Origin of the sequence: Nonomuraea thailandensis (assembly GCF_024172165.1) — a bacterium.
GTDB classification, from domain to species: Bacteria; Actinomycetota; Actinomycetes; order Streptosporangiales; family Streptosporangiaceae; genus Nonomuraea; species Nonomuraea thailandensis.
The window spans coordinates 191,401-207,346 of sequence record NZ_JAMZEB010000001.1 but is presented as its reverse complement, the minus strand read 5'-3'; the positions used below and the strand labels follow the sequence as shown (position 1 = coordinate 207,346).

The following is a 15,946-nucleotide window of genomic DNA, read 5'->3' as shown; positions in this document are numbered from 1 at the left end:
CCCGCTAAGGTGCGTATTGGGTCGTGGTCAGCTGGTGGTCCGGGTGAGGTCCTTGACCCAGATCATTGAGGCGCGCAGATGGAGGCCGGCGAGATAGCTGTCCGGGTCTTGTCGTATCGAGTGGCGATGCCTCGCCAGGCCTTAGCTTGTTGATCAGACGCTCGACGGTGTTCCTCTCCTTGTAGAGGCCAGCGTCGTGGCTGACAGGCCGACCGCCCGCGCAGCCCTTCTTCTGCCGGTTGGCGGCCTGGTCTCTCTTCTCCGGGATCATTGCCTTGATACCGCGTCTGCGCAGGCGGGCCGGTTACCGCGGGAGGAGTATGTTTTGTCGGCGGCGACCGCGTCCGGCCGGGTGCGGGGGCGGCCGACGGGGACCCGTATCTTCCCCAGCACGGGGATGAACTGCGGGCTGTCGGCGGCCTGGCCTGCGGTCAGCACGAACGCCAGTGGGCGGCACTTGCGATCGGCGGCCAGGTGAACTTTGCGCCCTTCGGAGGGATCGGAGGGAGCCGGGTGGCGGGCATGCGGAAGCCCGTCCCGCGGCAGCGACTGTACGAGTGGTTACGTACATTCAAACTATGCCACAGTGCGGGGCTTAGTTCGACAATCGCAGTACAGTCGGACTATGACCTTCCGCCATCCCGACCGCGACCAGATCCGAATCGAAGACGTGCTGTCGGCACTGGGAAACGCCGTGCGCCTGGCCGCCGTCCGCCTGCTCGACGCCGGGGGTGAGCACAACTGCACCAGCGTCCTCAACACGCTGGGCATCACCGCCAAGTCGACGATGACGCACCACTGGCGGGTACTGCGCGACAGCGGCGTCATCTGGCAGCAGCCCTCCGGCCGGGAGAACCTGCTCGTCCTGCGCCGCGACGACCTGGACGCCCGCTATCCCGGGCTGCTCGACGCCATCCTGACCGGCGCCAACGCCGACGCCACCCTCGACCGCGGCGACCGCACCGAGCCGGCCGTCTGACCGGCTCGCCGCCCCCTCCTCTTCGCACTCGGCCACGATCATGAGAGGAGCCAGCCACAGCCATTCGGGTGTGGCACTGGAGTACGCCAGAAAGACACAGTGGTGCAGGGAGCAGACCAAGTACAAGAGAAAGGGACAGCCGGCGGTTGAACCGGGTCGGTGCCCGCGGCGTGATGCGAAGGGGTTTGCGACCATCGAGCTCGTTGTGGTGATGGATAATAAAGGTCAACGGCGACCGCCGGCCTGGAGCATGGCGAACTCGATGTGCGCCTGCTCGGCGGCCTCGGGGTAGGCCTGCATCTTCTCGTGCTCGCCAGGGCCCGGTAGATACTGGCCAGGGACGGGTTTTCGCCCTTGCGTTTGCCGGTGGGGATGATTAGGTCCTTGCGGATGTCTTCGACGCGTTCTCCGGCGGCCTTGCGGCGCAGCACGGTGTGCAGCATGTCGTTGGTGATCACGAGGGGGCGGCCGCCCTGGTTGCCTTGCGGGCGGCGGCGTCCAAGCCCTCCAGGGTGGGTTCGCGGATAGCCTCGCGTTCGGTCCCGGCCAACGCGGCGAACAGCATCCGGCCTGACCCGGACGGGTCATAGATCCCGGCCAGCGGTCCGGAGAGCATCTCCAGGACCAGGCCGTGCGCGGTCAGGCGCCTGCATCGACACCACTCGCCTCATCCTGCGGCGATGACAGAGGAAAACGCCACAGCGAAGATCATCTACCAAAACCGATCAACACCGGAGGCCGAACGATGGGCCGCAGAATTGGGCAACAGGGTCCCTCGATGTAGCCGAACAGGGCTCGCTCGGCTTCTGACCTGGTGTGGAAGGTGCGCCGATCGCTCAGCTCGCACTCCAGCGAGGCGAAGAAACTCTCGGTGATTGCATGATCGAAGCAGATCCCGGTACGGCCCGTCGACGGGCGGACGCCGGCCTGCTCACCCCGCCAGCCGAAGGCGGCAGACGTGAGTTGCTTAGGTTCAAGGGGTCGTCGCAACACTGCTGCTCAGCAGCGAGTCTAGGTGATCGTTGAAGGCCTCGGCAGGGGTCCTCCAGCCGAGGCTTTTGCGGGGGCGGGCGTTGAGCGTCGCTGCGACTGCAGCGATGTCGTCGGCGCTCCAGCGGGACAAGTCGGTGCCCTTCGGGAAGTACTGGCGCAGTAGGCCGTTCGTGTTCTCGTTCGTGGCGCGCTGCCATGGAACAGATCGGCGTGGGTGCCATCAGCGCGGCACAGGTTCTGGTGAGCTGGTCCCACCCCGGACGGTTTCGCTCCGAGGCTGCCTTCGCCACGTTCGCCGGAACGGCCCCCATCCCGGCATCCTCAGAGAGCGTTTAGGCATGTTCGGCGCCAGCCTGCCCTGTTATGGCCGTCGAGCGATTCGCGTACTTTGCGAGCTATCTATGCATATGCGAGTCCGGGTGGGCTCTCCTCGATGTCTGTTTCGTGAGACGAGCCGCTCCCGATTCCGTCTGGTGTAGAGATGTCCTGGACACGCCATGTTCCGGCAGATGCCAGGCATGACGTGGGGCTGGACGTAGGGGTCGGGTATGAACCTCCGGCGCCCGTACCGTTCCGACATCTCCGACGCCCGCTGGTCCTTAATCGAACCGACCCTGACCGCCTGGCGGCAGGCCCGGCTCGACCGCCGTCCCACCGGCGCACCCGCGCCCACTGACCTGCGAGAAATCTTCAACGCGATCTTGTATCTGAACCGGACCGGCATCGCCTGGACCTACCTCCCGCACGACTTCCCACCCCACGGCACCGTCTACTCCTACTACGCCGCCTGGCGCGATGAGGGCATCTTCGCCCAGCTCAACTACGACCTCACCGGCCTGGCCCGCGCCAAGGAAGGACGCGAGGCCGAACCCACCGCGGCAGTCATCGACACCCAGACGATCAAGACCTCCACCAACCCGCCGACCGCGACACAGGGCACGGACGCCGCGAAGAAGATCGTCGGACGCAAGCGGAGCGTAGCCACCGATGCCCTCGGCCTGCTCCTCGCTGTGGTCGTCTGCGCCGCCTCCGTCTCGGAGAACCAGGCCGGCATCCAGGTCCTCGACCAGGCCAAGGCCGCCCACCCCGCTCTGGCTGTGACCTGGGTAGACACCGGTTTCAAGAACCAGTTCGCCGAACACGCCGCCACCCTCGGAGTCAACGCCGAGGTCGTCCATCGCGACCCCGAAACCCGTGGCTTCCACGTCCTCAAGCGACGCTGGGTGATCGAGCGCACCTTCGGCTGGCTCATGCTCCACCGCCGCCTTGCCCGCGACTACGAGACCCTGCCCGCCAGCTCGGAGGCCATGATCCACATCGCGATGATCGACAACGCCAGCAAGCGCATCACCGACGAATCCACCTCAACCTGGCGAGGGACGTACTAGGACGAACACATACAAATCAAACGCCCTCTCAGGCCTCACCAATCGCCACCGACTCAACCAGTGGCGACCGTCAACTCAACCGAGCGCCCCACACCATCATCCTCGTCCGGGCCCGCGTCGACCCCGACACCCGCGCCTACATCGCCCGCCGCATCTCCGAGGGCAAGTCCCCACGTGAAGCCCGTCGTTGCCTCAAACGAGCCCTCTCCCGGCAACTGTTCAAGCTCCTCGAACACGCACCACAACCCCGTCACGCAGTCACTTGACAGATATAGCAGCCTCGAAAAGTCCCGTTTAGCCGCTCCCGGAGCCCCGTTTGGGGGGTATCACTCCAGGTGTGTGAATGGTCACCAAACGTAGACGGAAGTCTGTAAAGATCATTCATCATCTCGGGGGAGAACACGATCATGTCCACGACACGGGGAAGAACCGCGCTGGCCGCGGTGGGACAAGACCAGCACGATGACGCATCGGCGCTGCTGGGGGCGGCTGCTCATCATGGCGAGGAAAAATCCCCCCACCGTGACGGCGAGGTGCCGTTGCGGGAGCTGCTCAGCGATCAGGTGCTGGACCTGCTGCTGGAGCGGTCACGCGACGGTGCGGGCGGGCTGCGGCTGACCGGACAGGGCTCGATGCTCGGCGAGCTGGTCAAGGCGGTGCTGGAACGCGCGCTGGAGGCTGAGCTGTCATCCCATCTGGGTTATGGCAAGCACGAGGTGGCCGGCCACGGGAGCGGCAACTCCCGCAACGGCAGGATCGGCAAGACGGTGCAGACCGGGGTCGGGCCGGTCCGGCTGGCCGTGCCGCGAGACCGGGCCGGCACCTTCGAGCCGGTGCTGGTGCCCAAGCGGGCCGGCCGCGTCTCCGGCGGCCTGGACGACATGATCATCAGCCTGTACGCGCACGGCATGAGCGTGCGCGACATCCAGCACCACCTGCGCCAGATCTACGACACCGAACTGAGTCACGAGGCCATCTCCAACATCACCGACGCCGTGCTGGAAGAGGTCCGCGCCTGGCAAGCCCGGCCGTTGGAGGCCGTCTACCCGGTGGTGTTCCTGGACGCCATCGTGGTCAAGGTCCGCGACAACCACAGCGTCCAGGCCAAACCCGCCTACCTTGCCGTCGGCATCGACGCCGACGGCGACAAGCATGTGCTGGGCATCTGGCTGGCCAAGACCCCGCTCGATGCCGCCACCGCCGGCGAATCGGCCCGGTTCTGGACCTCGGTGATGAACGACCTGCGCAACCGCGGCGTGCGCGACATCCTCATCGCCTGCACCGACGGCCTGAACGGCTTCGAAGACGCCATCCACGCCGCCTTCCCGCACACCACCGTGCAAGCCTGCGTCGTTCACTTGATCCGCAACGCGCTGCGGCCGGTCGCCCGCCGCGACCGCGCCGCGCTGGCCGCCGAGCTCAAGAAGATCTACACCTCGCCCAGCGCGGAAGCCGCCTTCGACGCTCTGGCAGGCTTCTCCGCTTCCACCTGGGGTGAGCGCTATCCGCAGGCGGCGCGCGTGTTCGAGGCCGCCTGGGACCGCTTCATCCCGTTCTTCGCCTTCTCTCCGGCGGTCCGCAAGCTGCTCTACACCACCAACAGCATCGAGTCGCTGAACTACCAGCTGCGCAAGGTCACCAAGGCCCGCGGGCACTTCCCCGGCGACGACGCCGTGGTCAAGCTGCTGTGGCTGGCCATCATCAACATCGAGGACAAACGCGCCCGCGAACGCGCCGTGACCAAGGAGAAAACCGGCAAGATCAAAAACTCGCCCAGCACCGCCCGCCTGATCGAGGGACAGCGCACCATCGGCTGGCGCGAAGCACTCATCGAACTCGACATCGCCTATCCAGGCCGCATCAGGTAAAGGTCAGCCTCAAGCACTCAGGAACGATCTTTACACACCTGAAGTGACAACCTCCCCGTTTGGCGTGGACGGCTGTTCCGATGTCGCCGATCAGCTCGGCGTGGCGGACGTCTCGCCAATCAAGCAGTACACCGGGCGGCGCCAGAGGCAGTTCGACCACCAGGACGAGATCAAGATGGCGTACGGGCTGCGGCGGAGGTAGAGCGGTTGTCGTAGGTGTCGCGGGCAACGGCGACCCGTTCGATATGCGTCTCGGCCCAGTCCTTGATGGCCCGCATGACGGGCAGCAGGCTGACGCCCAGTGGGGTGAGGGCGTAATCGACGCGTACCGGGACCGAAGGCGTGACGGAGCGGGAGACCAGGCCATCGCGTTCGAGGGTGCGCAGGGTCTGGGTGAGCATCTTCTGGCTGACACCGGCGAGGGTGCGAGACAGGCTGCTGTAGCGCTGCGGGCCGTCGGCGAGCGCGGTGAGCAGGAGACTTACCCATTTGTCGCTGATCCGGTCGAGAAGCTCACATGCTGAGCAGGTCGCGAGATGGGCGTCGGAGGCGATGCGCGCCTATTCGCGTTGCTGTGCGGTGGCGCGGGTGGTCATCGCGTTCCTGTGGGAGAGATACGCACTTTGAGGTGCCTACTTCCCTGCAGAGAGTAGGTCTCCATACGGTGGTTCTCGAATCCTGGAATGTGGAACGACGAGGAGGTTTCATGCGTGCAGTTGTCATCCGTGGGTTCGGCGGCCCGGAGGTTCTCCAGATCGCCGACGTGCCGATGCCGGTTGTGGGAGAGGGACAGGTCCGGATTCGGATGGAGGCCGCGACGGTCAACCCGGTCGATCTGGGGACGCGGTCCGGTGCGCTCACCGAGGCGGGTTTGCTGCCGCCGCGGGACGTGATCGGCGTCGGGTGGGATATCGCCGGAACCGTCGAGCAGACGGGCCCAGAGGTCACCGGTCTCATGCGCGGGGACCGGGTGATCGGCCTGTCCGACCGGCTGGACGTGCCGCTCGGCACTCAGGCCGAGCACGTCGTCCTTGACGCGGACGCGGTCGCCGCCGCGCCTGCGGGTGTCTCGCCCGTACAGGCCGCCACACTGCCCCTGAACGGCCTCACCGCCGCGCAAGCGCTCGACGGGCTCAACCTGAACCCCGGGCAGACGCTGCTGGTGACCGGGGCGGCCGGTGCAGTAGGCGGCTTCGCGGTCCAACTGGCTGTCGCGCGCGGGCTCCGGGTGGTCGCGGTCGCCGGGGCCGATGACGAATCCCTCGTCCGCGAGCTGGGAGCCGAACTGTTCGTGCCACGTACGGCGCGGCTGGGTGAGGCGGTCCGTTGCCTTGTCACGGGCGGTGTGCACGCAGCGCTGGACGCTGCCGTGGTCGGAGTGGCCGCCCTCGACGCGGTCCGGTCGGGGGGAGCATTCGCCGCGCTGGTGGCGGGAGGGGCGCCGCTCCCGCTGCGCGGCATCCGGGTGTTCAATCATTGGATCCGCGCTGACGGCGCCCTCCTCACCGGGCTTGCCGCCTTGGTCGAAGCGGGCTCCCTCACCCTACGCGTGGCTGAGAGCATGCCGCTCGACCAAGTCGCCGCCGCCCACCAGCGCCTCGCCAAAGGCGGCCTTCGTGGTCGCCTCGTCCTCACTCCTTAGTGGGCGTTTGATCCTGTCTGATCCCGGGTTTAGGTGCCGCGCCAGGTGGGGGTGTTCTCGCCGGTGAGTCGGCGGGCCATGAGATCGATCATGGCGATGTGGATCATGGCTTCGGAGCGGTCGGGGCGGGCTTCGTAGTCGCGCACCAGGCGGCGATGCAGCATCAGCCAGCCGAGCGTGCGTTCGGCCGGCCAGCGCCGCGGCAATGGGGTGAAGCCTCTGGTGGCGGGATCGCGGCGGACGATCTCGACGTCGATGCCGAGGGCCGCGCCGCCCTCGATGACGGTGGTGCGGTAGGCGCTGTCGGCCCAGGCCTTGGTGAGGGTGGGCCGGTCGGTGGCGGCTGTGACGAGCAGGGGCAGTCCGGCGGCGCTGTCGGAGAGGCTGGCGGCGGTGACCAGCACGGCCAGCAGGAGGCCCAGGGTGTCGGTGATGATGGTGCGCTTGCGGCCGGCGATCTTCTTGCCGGCATCGTAGCCCTGGCTGGTGGCGGGCACGTTGGTAGAGGTCTTGATGCTTTGGGCGTCGATCACGCAGGCGGTGGGCTCGGAGTCACGCCCGGCCGCGGTGCGGACGGATCGGCGGAGCAGGCTGGTGAGCTGGTCAGAAATGCCGTCTTTCTGCCAGTGCGCGAAGTAGGCGTAGGCGGTCTGCCAGGGCGGGTACTCGTGCGGCAGGTAGCGCCAGGGGATGCCGGTGCGGTTGACGTAGAGGATGGCGTTGCAGATGTCGCGCAGGTCATGCTCGGGCGGCCGGCCGATGTCTAGGGCGCCTGCGCGGCGTTCGGCTCGCCAGGCGGTCAAGACGGGCTCGACGAGCGCCCATCGGGCGTCGGACAGGTCGCTGGGATACGGTCGCGGTTCGGTCATGCCTTTGGGGTACTGCCGGAGTGACGCGGCTGGCCAGACGGCCATCCGGCCGTCGATCAAACCAGGGCGAGGTACCGCATGCGGGGATGAGACGGGAGCTTTCGGGGTCAGGCGGGCGCGGTGCGTCGGCCTGAACCGCCGATTGAGTACCGAACCGGGTCGAAGAGTGCGCCGATCCGGCGATCAATCTACGGAACAAAAGCCCTCATATGCCACCAGTCGGGCTTAAACGCCCACTTAGAGATCATTTTGTTAGAGTCTTAGCGCTAGGCCGTGTTTCAGAAGTGACTTGAGTGGCGGTTGCTCGAGGTGTTCGTAGATCGACAAAAGAAGAGGTCTCCGGTAGATGAGTCAACGACCAAGAAGACCATCTGCACGGAGACCTCGTGGACACCTTACCGGTGGCCGGGCGGGCTGATCTGACCGATGCGCAGTGGGCGGTGCTGGAGCCGCTGCTGCCGGTCGGCCGCAAGCCAGGGCGCCCGCCGACCTGGACGAAACGGCAGCTCATTAATGGGATCCGGTGGCGGGTTCGGGTGGGGGCGCCATGGCGGGACGTGCCGGAGCGGTACGGATGCTGGCAGACGATCTACGGGTTGTTCCGGCGCTGGCAGCGTGCCGGAACCTGGCAGCAGATCCTGACCGTCTTGCAGGCTCAGGCGGACGCGGCTGGGCTGATCACGTGGGATGTGAGTGTCGACTCCACCGTCTGCCGGGCTCATCAGCACGCCGCCGGGGCGCGGAAAAGGGGGATCTGCAGGTCGAGTCGCCGGGCGGGGTGCAGGAAGAGCCGGCCGATCACGGGCTGGGGCGTTCCCGGGGTGGCTTGAGCACCAAACTGCACCTGGCCACCGAGCAGGGCCGCAGAGCACTGTCGATCGTGCTGACGGCCGGGCAGCGTGGTGACAGCCCGCAGTTCACGGCGGTCTTGGAGGGCATCCGGGTGCCGCGCCTGGGCGGGGGCCGGCCCCGTACCCGGCCGGACCGGGTGCTGGCCGATAAGGCCTACAGCTCGCGCGGTAACCGCCGTTACCTGCGCAGGCGCGGCATCAAGGCCACCATCCCGATCAAGCTGGACCAAGCCGCCGCCCGGCGCAGGAAGGGGACGAAGGGCGGCCGGCCACCGGCCTTCGACCCCGAGTCCTACAAGCTGCGTCACGCCGTGGAATGCGGCATCAACCGGCTCAAGGGCTACCGGGCGGTGGCTACCCGCTTCGACAAGCTGGCCGTGCGCTACGAAGCGACTGTTCATATCGCCGTGATCGACACCTGGCTATGAGCGCACCACTTCTGAAACACGGCCTAGCGCGCGAAGTAGTCGACTCGTTCGACAGCGACAGCAGTGCCGAACGACACCGCCACTGCTCTTCTCGAAATACCTCGCCTCCGACACATCCGCATGATGTCACGGCCAACGGATCTGACTGGCGGTGATCGGCGAGACCTGGGACGGCGCCATGCGCGACCGTCCAGACAGCGGTCTCGTACGGGGTCGCATAGTCGCCGGGTGGGGGTGACCCTCGCGGTGGGGTCCGCGGATTTCGGGGCGGTGAGCGGGTATTCGCCCCGGACTTGCGGCACCCAAGATGCGACCGTCCGCGCTACCGACTTGCCTCACCTGCACGCCTTCGCCATCACCCCGACCGCGACACCGTGGTTGAACGTTGTCGTACAAGTCGCACGTCGTGCGGTCCGGGTGGCATGGGTAGCCTTTGGTTCTGGCGGGTAACAGGGCCCGCGCACACGGAGGGCCTGCCGCTGATGCGCAATCCCCGGCAATTTCGGTATCGCGGGGGACTGCTGGTGAGCGGTCTGTGTAGCGTGAGTGGCGTTGCGAGGATCTCGGGGAGGTCGTGGTGACGCGTCAGCATTCGACAGACGCCGGTGCATCGGCGCAGGTGCAGTATCGGGCGCGGGTGGCGGGCCGTACGGGCACGCCGGTGGCTGGTGCGGGCGGTGGCCGCGTTCGCGGTGGTGGCCTGGGTGTGGAGCTGGCAGGCCGGTCTGGTGGCCGCGGTGGTGGTGGCGCTGGCGGATGTGGTGCAGCGGTGGCGGGTGCCTTCCCCGGCGGCGGCGTGGTGTAAGGGGGCGATGGGTGAGCGGGCCACGGCGCGGCGATTGCGGGTGCTGGCCGGGTATACGGTGTTGCACGATCGGGCGTTGCCGCGTTCGTCGGGCGGATGTGGATCATCTGGTGATCGGCCCTGGTGGGGTGGTGCTGGTGGATTCCAAGCGGTGGCATCGCAACAGCAGCATCCGCGGCCATGGTGGCCGGTTGTGGATCGGCCGTCGCCCGGCCGACAGCCTGGTGCAGGCGACCGTGTTCGAGGCCGCTCGGGTCGGTGAGGTGCTGCGTGCGGCCGGGTGGAAGGTGCCGGTCATGCCGGTGGTCGCGGTGCATGGCGCGAAACTGCCTCGCTGGGGTGCGCTGACGGTGTCCGGGGTGACGATGCTGCGGGCCGACCGGTTGTGCGGCTGGATCCGGCGGCATCCGCCGCAGCTTTCGTCGGAGCAGGTGGCTTCCATCAGCACCGCCGCCGAACGAGTGTTCCCGCCCTACTCAGCGGTGGAGTAGGCCGGGCGCGGCTTGCTTTTCAGCGGCCGGGATCGTCGCGATGAGCGGGCTCCCGGTGTGGTTCTGGGCGGTGTGTCGCGCCGGGTCGGGTCGCGGCCCGGCCGGCCTCGCGGAGCTGGTCGGTTTCACGCAGGCGCTGCTGGTGTTCGCGTCGGGCGGCGCGTTCGGCTTGGCGCTGATCCTGCGGCAGTCTCCTGCGGCGCTCGGTCTCTTCGACGGTGGCTTGCAGCGTGAGGTCGAGCGTGGCGGCGTCTCGGCGTGCCTGGTTGAGGTGGCGGCGGCCTGCCTCCTGGTCGCTGGTCCGGGCGTGCTGGAGCGCCTGTTGCCAGGTGCGGTCCAGTTCGGCGGCCCAGTGCCGCAGCTGTGGCCACCGGGATGCAGGTGGCGCTTGTTCGGCGGCGGTACGGGCCGCTTGCTCTGTCGCGGCGTGGTCTTGATGCCGCGCCTGGAGCTGTGCCAGCAGGTGGGCGTTCTTCTCGAAGAGCTGGCCGAGTTCGTCTTGCAGCGCTGCGCGCCGGGCTCGGGCTTTGGGGAGCAGGTGTGTGCCGGTACGTAGTTCGTGCCGGATGTGCTGGATGCGTTCCAGGACCGTCGCGTTCTGTCTAGCGAGGTCGCTGAGGTGTGCGGCCTCGCTGTCGCGGCGTTGCGCGGCTTGGTGCGCGGCGTCGACGCGCCGGAGCTGTTCGGCCAAGTCCTGGCGGCGACGGTGCAGGTTCTGCTCCGTGGGGCCGCCGCCGCGTTCGGTCCAGCCGGCCAGGTCTTCTTCGGCGGTGCGGATGGCGGCTTGGAGTTGCTGGGCGCGGTGGCGGAGTTCGGCGATGCGGGTGGGCAGTTGCCTGTCGTCCAGCAGGCCTACGCCGTCGGGTGTGTTGGTCAGCGCGGTGAGGAGTTGCTGGTGGCGTTGCCGCGTGTGGTGGTGGTCGCGGGCGGCTTGTTCGATGCGGTGGCGGGCCGGCGGCAGGGCGGCGCGGCGGGCGATTTCTTGCTGGAGGGCGGCCAGTTCGCTGCGGGTCCGCTGCTGGGTGGTGCGGGCGGTGGCGGCGTCGTGTTCGGCGGCTTGGAGGTCGGCGTGCCGGACGTCGTGCAGCAGGCTGTCCCAGTGGCGGGTCAGCTGGTGGTGCTGGTGGCGGATCAAGGGCCACACCGTGCGGGGCGGTGCCTGGGCGAGGGTTTGGCGGGCCTGCGCTGCCGCTGAGCGGTGGTGTTCTTGCGCTGCCATGAGGCTGTCGCGCCGGCCGGATAGCGAGACGGTGCGGGCCTGCTCCACGTTCTGCTCCGCCTGCCGCAGCCGTTCCTCTGCTGTGGTGGCCGCGTCGATGTGCTGCAGATGTCCGGTGAGCTGGTCGCGCTTGGCCAGCAGCTCCCGTTCGGCAGGCCCTCCCCCGGTGCCGGCGTAGGTCCGGGCGCGCTGCTCGGCAGCGGCCAGATCTCGGGCGGCATCGCGGGCTCGGGCGGCGAGGGCGTCCGCGCGGGCGCCCAGGTCGGCCTGATCGAGCAGCCCCACCTGGTGGGGCGTGTGGGACAGGGCGAGCAGGGCACCGGCCTGGCGCATCGCCGCCACGGAGTCGCCGGCTGACGGTGCGGTGCTGTCCTGCCGAGGCGGTGGCGCGGGGTCGGCGGCGAGGCGGCTGGCCGGCTCACCGGGCGGGCCCTGCGCGTGGCCTGCGCGCTCTGCGGTGGCGGGAAGGACTCGCAGGGCGTTTCGGGCGGCTTGCCAGGCGGCGTCGCGGTCGGGGGCGAGTGGTCCTGGGCGGTGGTCGGTGAGCAGCCAGGTGCCGTACGCCTCGCCGTAGGCGGCGATCACGCCGGCGCGGACGATCCATTCGTGGCGCAGCAGCGGCTCGTCGGGGACCTCGCCGAGCTGGCGCAGCGCCCACTCGGGCGGGTGGTCGGCTGCGCGCCGGCCCAGCTCCTCGGTGCGCTGGTCCATCCGCTCGGCCACCTCGATGGCGGTTCTGGCCAGCTCGGGGTCGTCGAGGTGCGGGGTGCGCTCGCGCCACCGCCAGGAGGGCGCACCCCGGGTGGTGTGGTCGGGGTCGGCGGCGAGCAGGCGGCCGATGCGGTGGTGCAGCACCTGGGCGACGGATCGGGCGTCGTCGAAGGAACGCTGGCGTGCCGCCCGGTGAATGAGGGCGCGGGTGTCGCGTCCGGCCAGTTCGCTCTGCTGCAGCAGGGCGAACAGGGCGCGGCGGGCCGGGTCCTGGCCGAGCCGTTCGAACAGGTCCGGAGTGAGCGCGGCGGCCAGCGCCTGGCGGTGGCGGGGCCGGGTGGCCAGGGTGATGAGGTCGCGCCAGATGGCGGCCAGATGCGCCAGGTGGGTGACACGTTCGCTTTCCTGGCGCAGGGCCTCGACGGCGGCCGGAGCGGCGTCGTCCCGCTCGAGAACGTGGCCGAGCACGGTGCGGGCGTTCAGGGTGGGGACGCCCGGAGCGGGGTCGGGGCCGGCCAGCTGCGTCGCCTGCCGGCCGCCCTCGCGCAGGTCGGCGGCGGTGAGCACGCTGACGTCGACGTAGCCGACGTTGGCCGAGCGGCCCCGGGTCAGCATCACATACAGCATCTGGTGGGTGACCCGGCCGTCGATCAGGGCGCGGGCGACGTCCACGGTGCGGCCCTGGGCGGCATGGGCGGTGCTGGCGTAGCCGAGTTCGAGGTGCCGGGCCGCGTACCGGGCCGGGATGTAGACGCGGCGGCCGGGGTCGCCACCGGGATGCGCCCGGCTGGTGAGGTGGCCGATCAGGGCGCCGTCGTCGAGCACCTGGTGGACGCGCAGGACGTCGCGGTTGGACAGGGTGCGCCAGGTGCCGGCGACGTTGACGCGCCGGGTGTTGGCGCGGGCCATCACCAGATCGCCGACGCCCGCGGTGGTGCCGTCGCGCAGCCGGACGCCCTCAGCGCTGACCTCGCCACGCCGCACCAGCTCGGCGCGCACCCGGGCCGACAGCTCGCGGGCGTCGGCGTTGGACATGGTCAGGATCACCGCCCGCCGGGCGGCGGTGCGATCGTCCAGGTAGTCGGCCACCAGCCGGGCGGTGATCTGCTCACGGTCGCCCTGCACGATACGGCCGTGCTCGTCGTAGGTGTCCACGACCGAGACGACGCCGGCTCGCAGCCGCAGGGACGCCTCCCGCTCCCAGGCGGCCTCCATCCGCTCCACCGTGGTGAGCACGTGCGAGCCGGCGTCGGCGGCCAGCACCCGCATCAGCCCGCCGGCCTCCGGCGCGGACAGCTGGGCGGTGTCGCCGGCCCACACCACCTTGCAGAACGCCCGCTCGGCGACCTGCTGGATGGCGGCCAGGTCCGCGGTGGGCACCATGGACGCCTCATCGACGATGATCAGCGTGCCGGGCTCGATGCGCAACCGTCCCGCCTGATCCGCGGCGAGGAAGCGCCGGATGTTGAAGGCCCGCTCGAAGCCCTCGTCGGCCAGCACGTGGGAGGCGTTGGTGGACAGCGTCAGCCCGATCGCACCAACCCCCTGGACCGCGCGCCACAGCCCGGTCAACCGGCCCAGCGTGTAGGACTTGCCGGACCCGGCCGGCCCCTCGAACACATCCACCGCCCGGCCGGAGGTGGCGATCCCCGCAATCGCGGCGGCTTGGTCCTCGCGCAGCCCGGGCCCGCCCGCCCGGGCACAGCGCGGGGCCAGCCATTCCTGCACGCGTTGCCGCGGGATGGCCGTCGCGGTGTGCGTCTGGGCGGCGGCCAACAGCCGGTTCTCGACCGCGAGCTGGTCATCGGTGGTGAACCGGTCCGCGCAGGGCGCGCTATAGGCGCTGCTGCCATCGGCTCGGCGCAGCACGTCGGGCACATCCACCACTTCGGGAAGATTCAGCAGCCGCACCCCGAACGGGTTGCCCGCCCCGATCGCCCGTTCGGTCAGCTCCTCCAGCAGCAGCCGCACCGAGCCGGGCGCCAGGCCGCCGAGCCAGCCGGGCAGGTGCCGGTTGATCGCGCGCATCACCTCATACCGGGAGAAGACCGCCTTGGCCTGCTGCACGTCGGCGACCGCGGCCTGCAGGACGTCACGAATCTGCGCGTCGATATCTCCTTCCGGCTCGGGGCCCTCTCCCCCACCCGTGTCCGGCTCGTGAGCCTCTCCCCCACCCGGCTCCGGCACCGCGGTCGGGTGCAGGACGTGGCGGGCCAGGGCGGCGGCTCGCTCGCGAACGGCGGTCGTTTCCGGATCGGCGTCGTGCCGCAGCGTCCGGGCGGGGACCTCGGCCAGCGTCCCGGACTCGGCCTGCCGGGACAGCTGCACCCAGTGGTCCAGCTCCGCGGCATGGGTAGGGGCGGGCGCCTTGCTCTTGCGCCTTTTGGTGGCGCGGGTGGCGTACTGCGCCATGGAGAACAAGGCGCGTGCGGAGGGCTGGCGGCCGTGTCGGGCCACGTACTGGGCGCATAACTGCTCCAGCAGGCCGGACACCTCGACCCTGCGGGAGGAGAACATGCCGATCAGGTCGTCGGCGATGCCTTCCACCTCCAGTCCGTGACCGTCGGCGCGGACGCGGGTGCGAACCGGCAGCGAGCACGTCAGCGTCTCCCACATCACCCGCTCGGCCAGCGCGGCGGCGGCCGGACGGGCGGCGTGGACGGCGCGGCTGTCCAGCGCGCGCCACTTGCCGTCGACGTCGCAGGGGACGCGGTTGAGGACCGGGTTGTGCACATGCAGTTGCGGGTCGCCGTTGCGGGAGGTGTGCTGCCGGAAGGAGGCGACCACCCAGCGGGGCGCATCCACCCAGCGGCCGGTGGAGCGGCCCGCGACCTTGGGGCCGTGCTTGCCTGCGCGGCTCACCCCGCACACGTCCTGGTAGAACTCCAGCATGGCGGCGTTTCCCGCCATGACCGCCTCCCACACCAGCTGAGCCTGGGCCCGCAGCGCGAGCGCCGCCTCGGGATGGTGGTGCTGCTGTTCGGCGGCCTTGGCCAGCAGACCCGCATGTAAGAGGGTGACGGATTTGGGCGGACTGAAGGTCAGGTCCAGGAAGTAGACGGGCTTGCGGCCGGTCTCCTCGGTGAAGCGAGCCGGTCTACTGCCCAGCGTCGGCTTGTCCGCCTCGGGAACCGAGGGGTCGTTGAAGGCGGGATGGCGCGGGTCGGCGAAGCTGCGATACAGCCGCTCAAAGGCCTCGGCGTCCACCGGGTCACCCGCGGTGAAGCCCAGTTCGGCGCATGCCCGCCCGCTCCACACCCCGGGCGGCTCGCCCCGCTCATCATCACCGATGGACGACAGGTAATAATTCTCCGCGCCCTTACCCACCTGGCGCGTCAGGTAGCCGGGGTCGTACCCCAGGCCGATGCTCAGCATCGCAAGCGATCACCTCCGGGACTGCGAACCCGACCGCGGCAAGATCGGGATGTGGCGACGCGCAAAGATCGCAGTTGTGACGAATGTAGCAGGGGTGACAAAAGATGCCTAGGTGTGAAGGCGCGTGGGGGGTAAATGACTTCACCCCCCACGCGCCTTCACACCTGTTCCGCGTGTTGTTGTCGGTGTTCGTTGTTGATGCTTGGCTTGCATTGCCGGGCTCCCGCTTCGGCTCCGATTTTGCTGGTGCTGACAGCTCAGCCATGACGGCTTTGTGCGCGCTGGCCTCGCGCCGACTTGTCGTCAGGTGCCTGGTGGTGGAGTTGA

General features: G+C 69.1%; 11 protein-coding genes and 2 pseudogenes. 7 read left to right on the top strand and 6 right to left on the bottom strand.

Annotation, left to right across the window (positions count from 1 at the left end; translation table 11 throughout):
- Positions 1-27 precede the first annotated feature (27 nt).
- Positions 28-483, bottom strand: a pseudogene (locus tag HD597_RS00975) (IS5 family transposase); the annotation flags it as partial.
- Positions 484-625: 142 nt separating this feature from the next.
- Between HD597_RS00975 and HD597_RS00970 the strand changes: the two are divergent.
- Positions 626-979, top strand: a complete 354-nt coding sequence (locus tag HD597_RS00970; RefSeq protein WP_253739623.1) for an ArsR/SmtB family transcription factor — start codon at positions 626-628, stop codon at positions 977-979.
- A gap of 708 nt (positions 980-1,687) precedes the next feature.
- Here the strand turns inward: HD597_RS00970 and HD597_RS67305 are convergent.
- Positions 1,688-1,972 carry an IS3 family transposase gene (locus HD597_RS67305; RefSeq protein WP_465263958.1) on the bottom strand — a complete coding sequence of 95 codons (285 nt, stop codon included), beginning with the start codon at positions 1,970-1,972 and terminating at the stop codon, positions 1,688-1,690.
- Positions 1,953-2,171 (bottom strand): annotated as a pseudogene (locus HD597_RS00965) (transposase); the annotation flags it as partial. The pseudogene HD597_RS00965 and the gene HD597_RS67305, both read right to left, overlap by 20 nt.
- Between HD597_RS00965 and HD597_RS00960 the strand changes: the two are divergent.
- From HD597_RS00960 to HD597_RS00945, 3 genes are all read left to right on the top strand, one after another.
- Positions 2,168-2,308 (top strand): transposase, encoded by a 141-nt coding sequence (locus HD597_RS00960; RefSeq protein ID WP_372513319.1) that lies wholly within the window; start codon positions 2,168-2,170, stop codon positions 2,306-2,308. The pseudogene HD597_RS00965 and the gene HD597_RS00960 overlap by 4 nt on opposite strands.
- A 212-nt stretch (positions 2,309-2,520) precedes the next feature.
- On the top strand, positions 2,521-3,360 hold the full coding sequence (locus HD597_RS00955) for an IS5 family transposase (protein ID WP_253739622.1): 840 nt from the start codon (positions 2,521-2,523) through the stop codon (positions 3,358-3,360).
- A 479-nt stretch (positions 3,361-3,839) separates the two neighbouring features.
- The gene (locus tag HD597_RS00945) at positions 3,840-5,228 is read left to right on the top strand and encodes an IS256 family transposase (RefSeq protein WP_372513343.1); all 1,389 of its coding nucleotides are present in this window, start codon (positions 3,840-3,842) and stop codon (positions 5,226-5,228) included.
- Between the two features lie 170 nt (positions 5,229-5,398).
- Here HD597_RS00945 and HD597_RS00940 read toward each other — a convergent pair whose 3' ends face one another.
- Positions 5,399-5,728 carry a winged helix-turn-helix transcriptional regulator gene (locus HD597_RS00940; RefSeq protein WP_372513342.1) on the bottom strand — a complete coding sequence of 110 codons (330 nt, stop codon included), beginning with the start codon at positions 5,726-5,728 and terminating at the stop codon, positions 5,399-5,401.
- A 206-nt stretch (positions 5,729-5,934) separates the two neighbouring features.
- Here HD597_RS00940 and HD597_RS00935 point away from each other — a divergent pair, with 206 nt between their 5' ends.
- Positions 5,935-6,870 carry an NADP-dependent oxidoreductase gene (locus tag HD597_RS00935; RefSeq protein ID WP_253739620.1) on the top strand — a complete coding sequence of 312 codons (936 nt, stop codon included), beginning with the start codon at positions 5,935-5,937 and terminating at the stop codon, positions 6,868-6,870.
- Positions 6,871-6,899: 29 nt separating this feature from the next.
- On the opposite strand, the gene HD597_RS00930 is transcribed toward HD597_RS00935, so the two are convergent.
- Positions 6,900-7,739, bottom strand: coding sequence for an IS5 family transposase (locus HD597_RS00930; RefSeq protein ID WP_253740333.1), 840 nt, complete (start codon positions 7,737-7,739; stop codon positions 6,900-6,902).
- Between the two features lie 371 nt (positions 7,740-8,110).
- Between HD597_RS00930 and HD597_RS00925 the strand changes: the two genes are divergently transcribed.
- A protein-coding gene (locus tag HD597_RS00925; protein ID WP_276082695.1) for an IS5 family transposase occupies positions 8,111-9,018 on the top strand; the annotation gives its coding sequence in 2 pieces (ribosomal slippage) (positions 8,111-8,537 and positions 8,537-9,018; 909 coding nt in all).
- Between the two features lie 756 nt (positions 9,019-9,774).
- Positions 9,775-10,314: a nuclease-related domain-containing protein gene (locus HD597_RS00915; protein WP_276082653.1), complete on the top strand. Its 540-nt coding sequence runs from the start codon at positions 9,775-9,777 to the stop codon at positions 10,312-10,314.
- A 19-nt stretch (positions 10,315-10,333) separates the two neighbouring features.
- Here HD597_RS00915 and mobF read toward each other — a convergent pair whose 3' ends face one another.
- Positions 10,334-15,619, bottom strand: a complete 5,286-nt coding sequence (gene mobF, locus HD597_RS00910; RefSeq protein WP_253739616.1) for a MobF family relaxase — start codon at positions 15,617-15,619, stop codon at positions 10,334-10,336.
- Positions 15,620-15,946: the final 327 nt, after the last annotated feature.

Coding starts and splice junctions, on each gene's coding strand:
- HD597_RS00970 (WP_253739623.1), top strand. CDS start 626: ATGACCTTCCGCCATCCCGACCGCGACCAGATCCGAATCGAAGACGTG.
- HD597_RS00960 (WP_372513319.1), top strand. CDS start 2,168: ATGGAACAGATCGGCGTGGGTGCCATCAGCGCGGCACAGGTTCTGGTG.
- HD597_RS00955 (WP_253739622.1), top strand. CDS start 2,521: ATGAACCTCCGGCGCCCGTACCGTTCCGACATCTCCGACGCCCGCTGG.
- HD597_RS00935 (WP_253739620.1), top strand. CDS start 5,935: ATGCGTGCAGTTGTCATCCGTGGGTTCGGCGGCCCGGAGGTTCTCCAG.
- HD597_RS00930 (WP_253740333.1), bottom strand. CDS start 7,739: ATGACCGAACCGCGACCGTATCCCAGCGACCTGTCCGACGCCCGATGG.
- HD597_RS00915 (WP_276082653.1), top strand. CDS start 9,775: ATGTGGTGCAGCGGTGGCGGGTGCCTTCCCCGGCGGCGGCGTGGTGTA.
- mobF (WP_253739616.1), bottom strand. CDS start 15,619: ATGCTGAGCATCGGCCTGGGGTACGACCCCGGCTACCTGACGCGCCAG.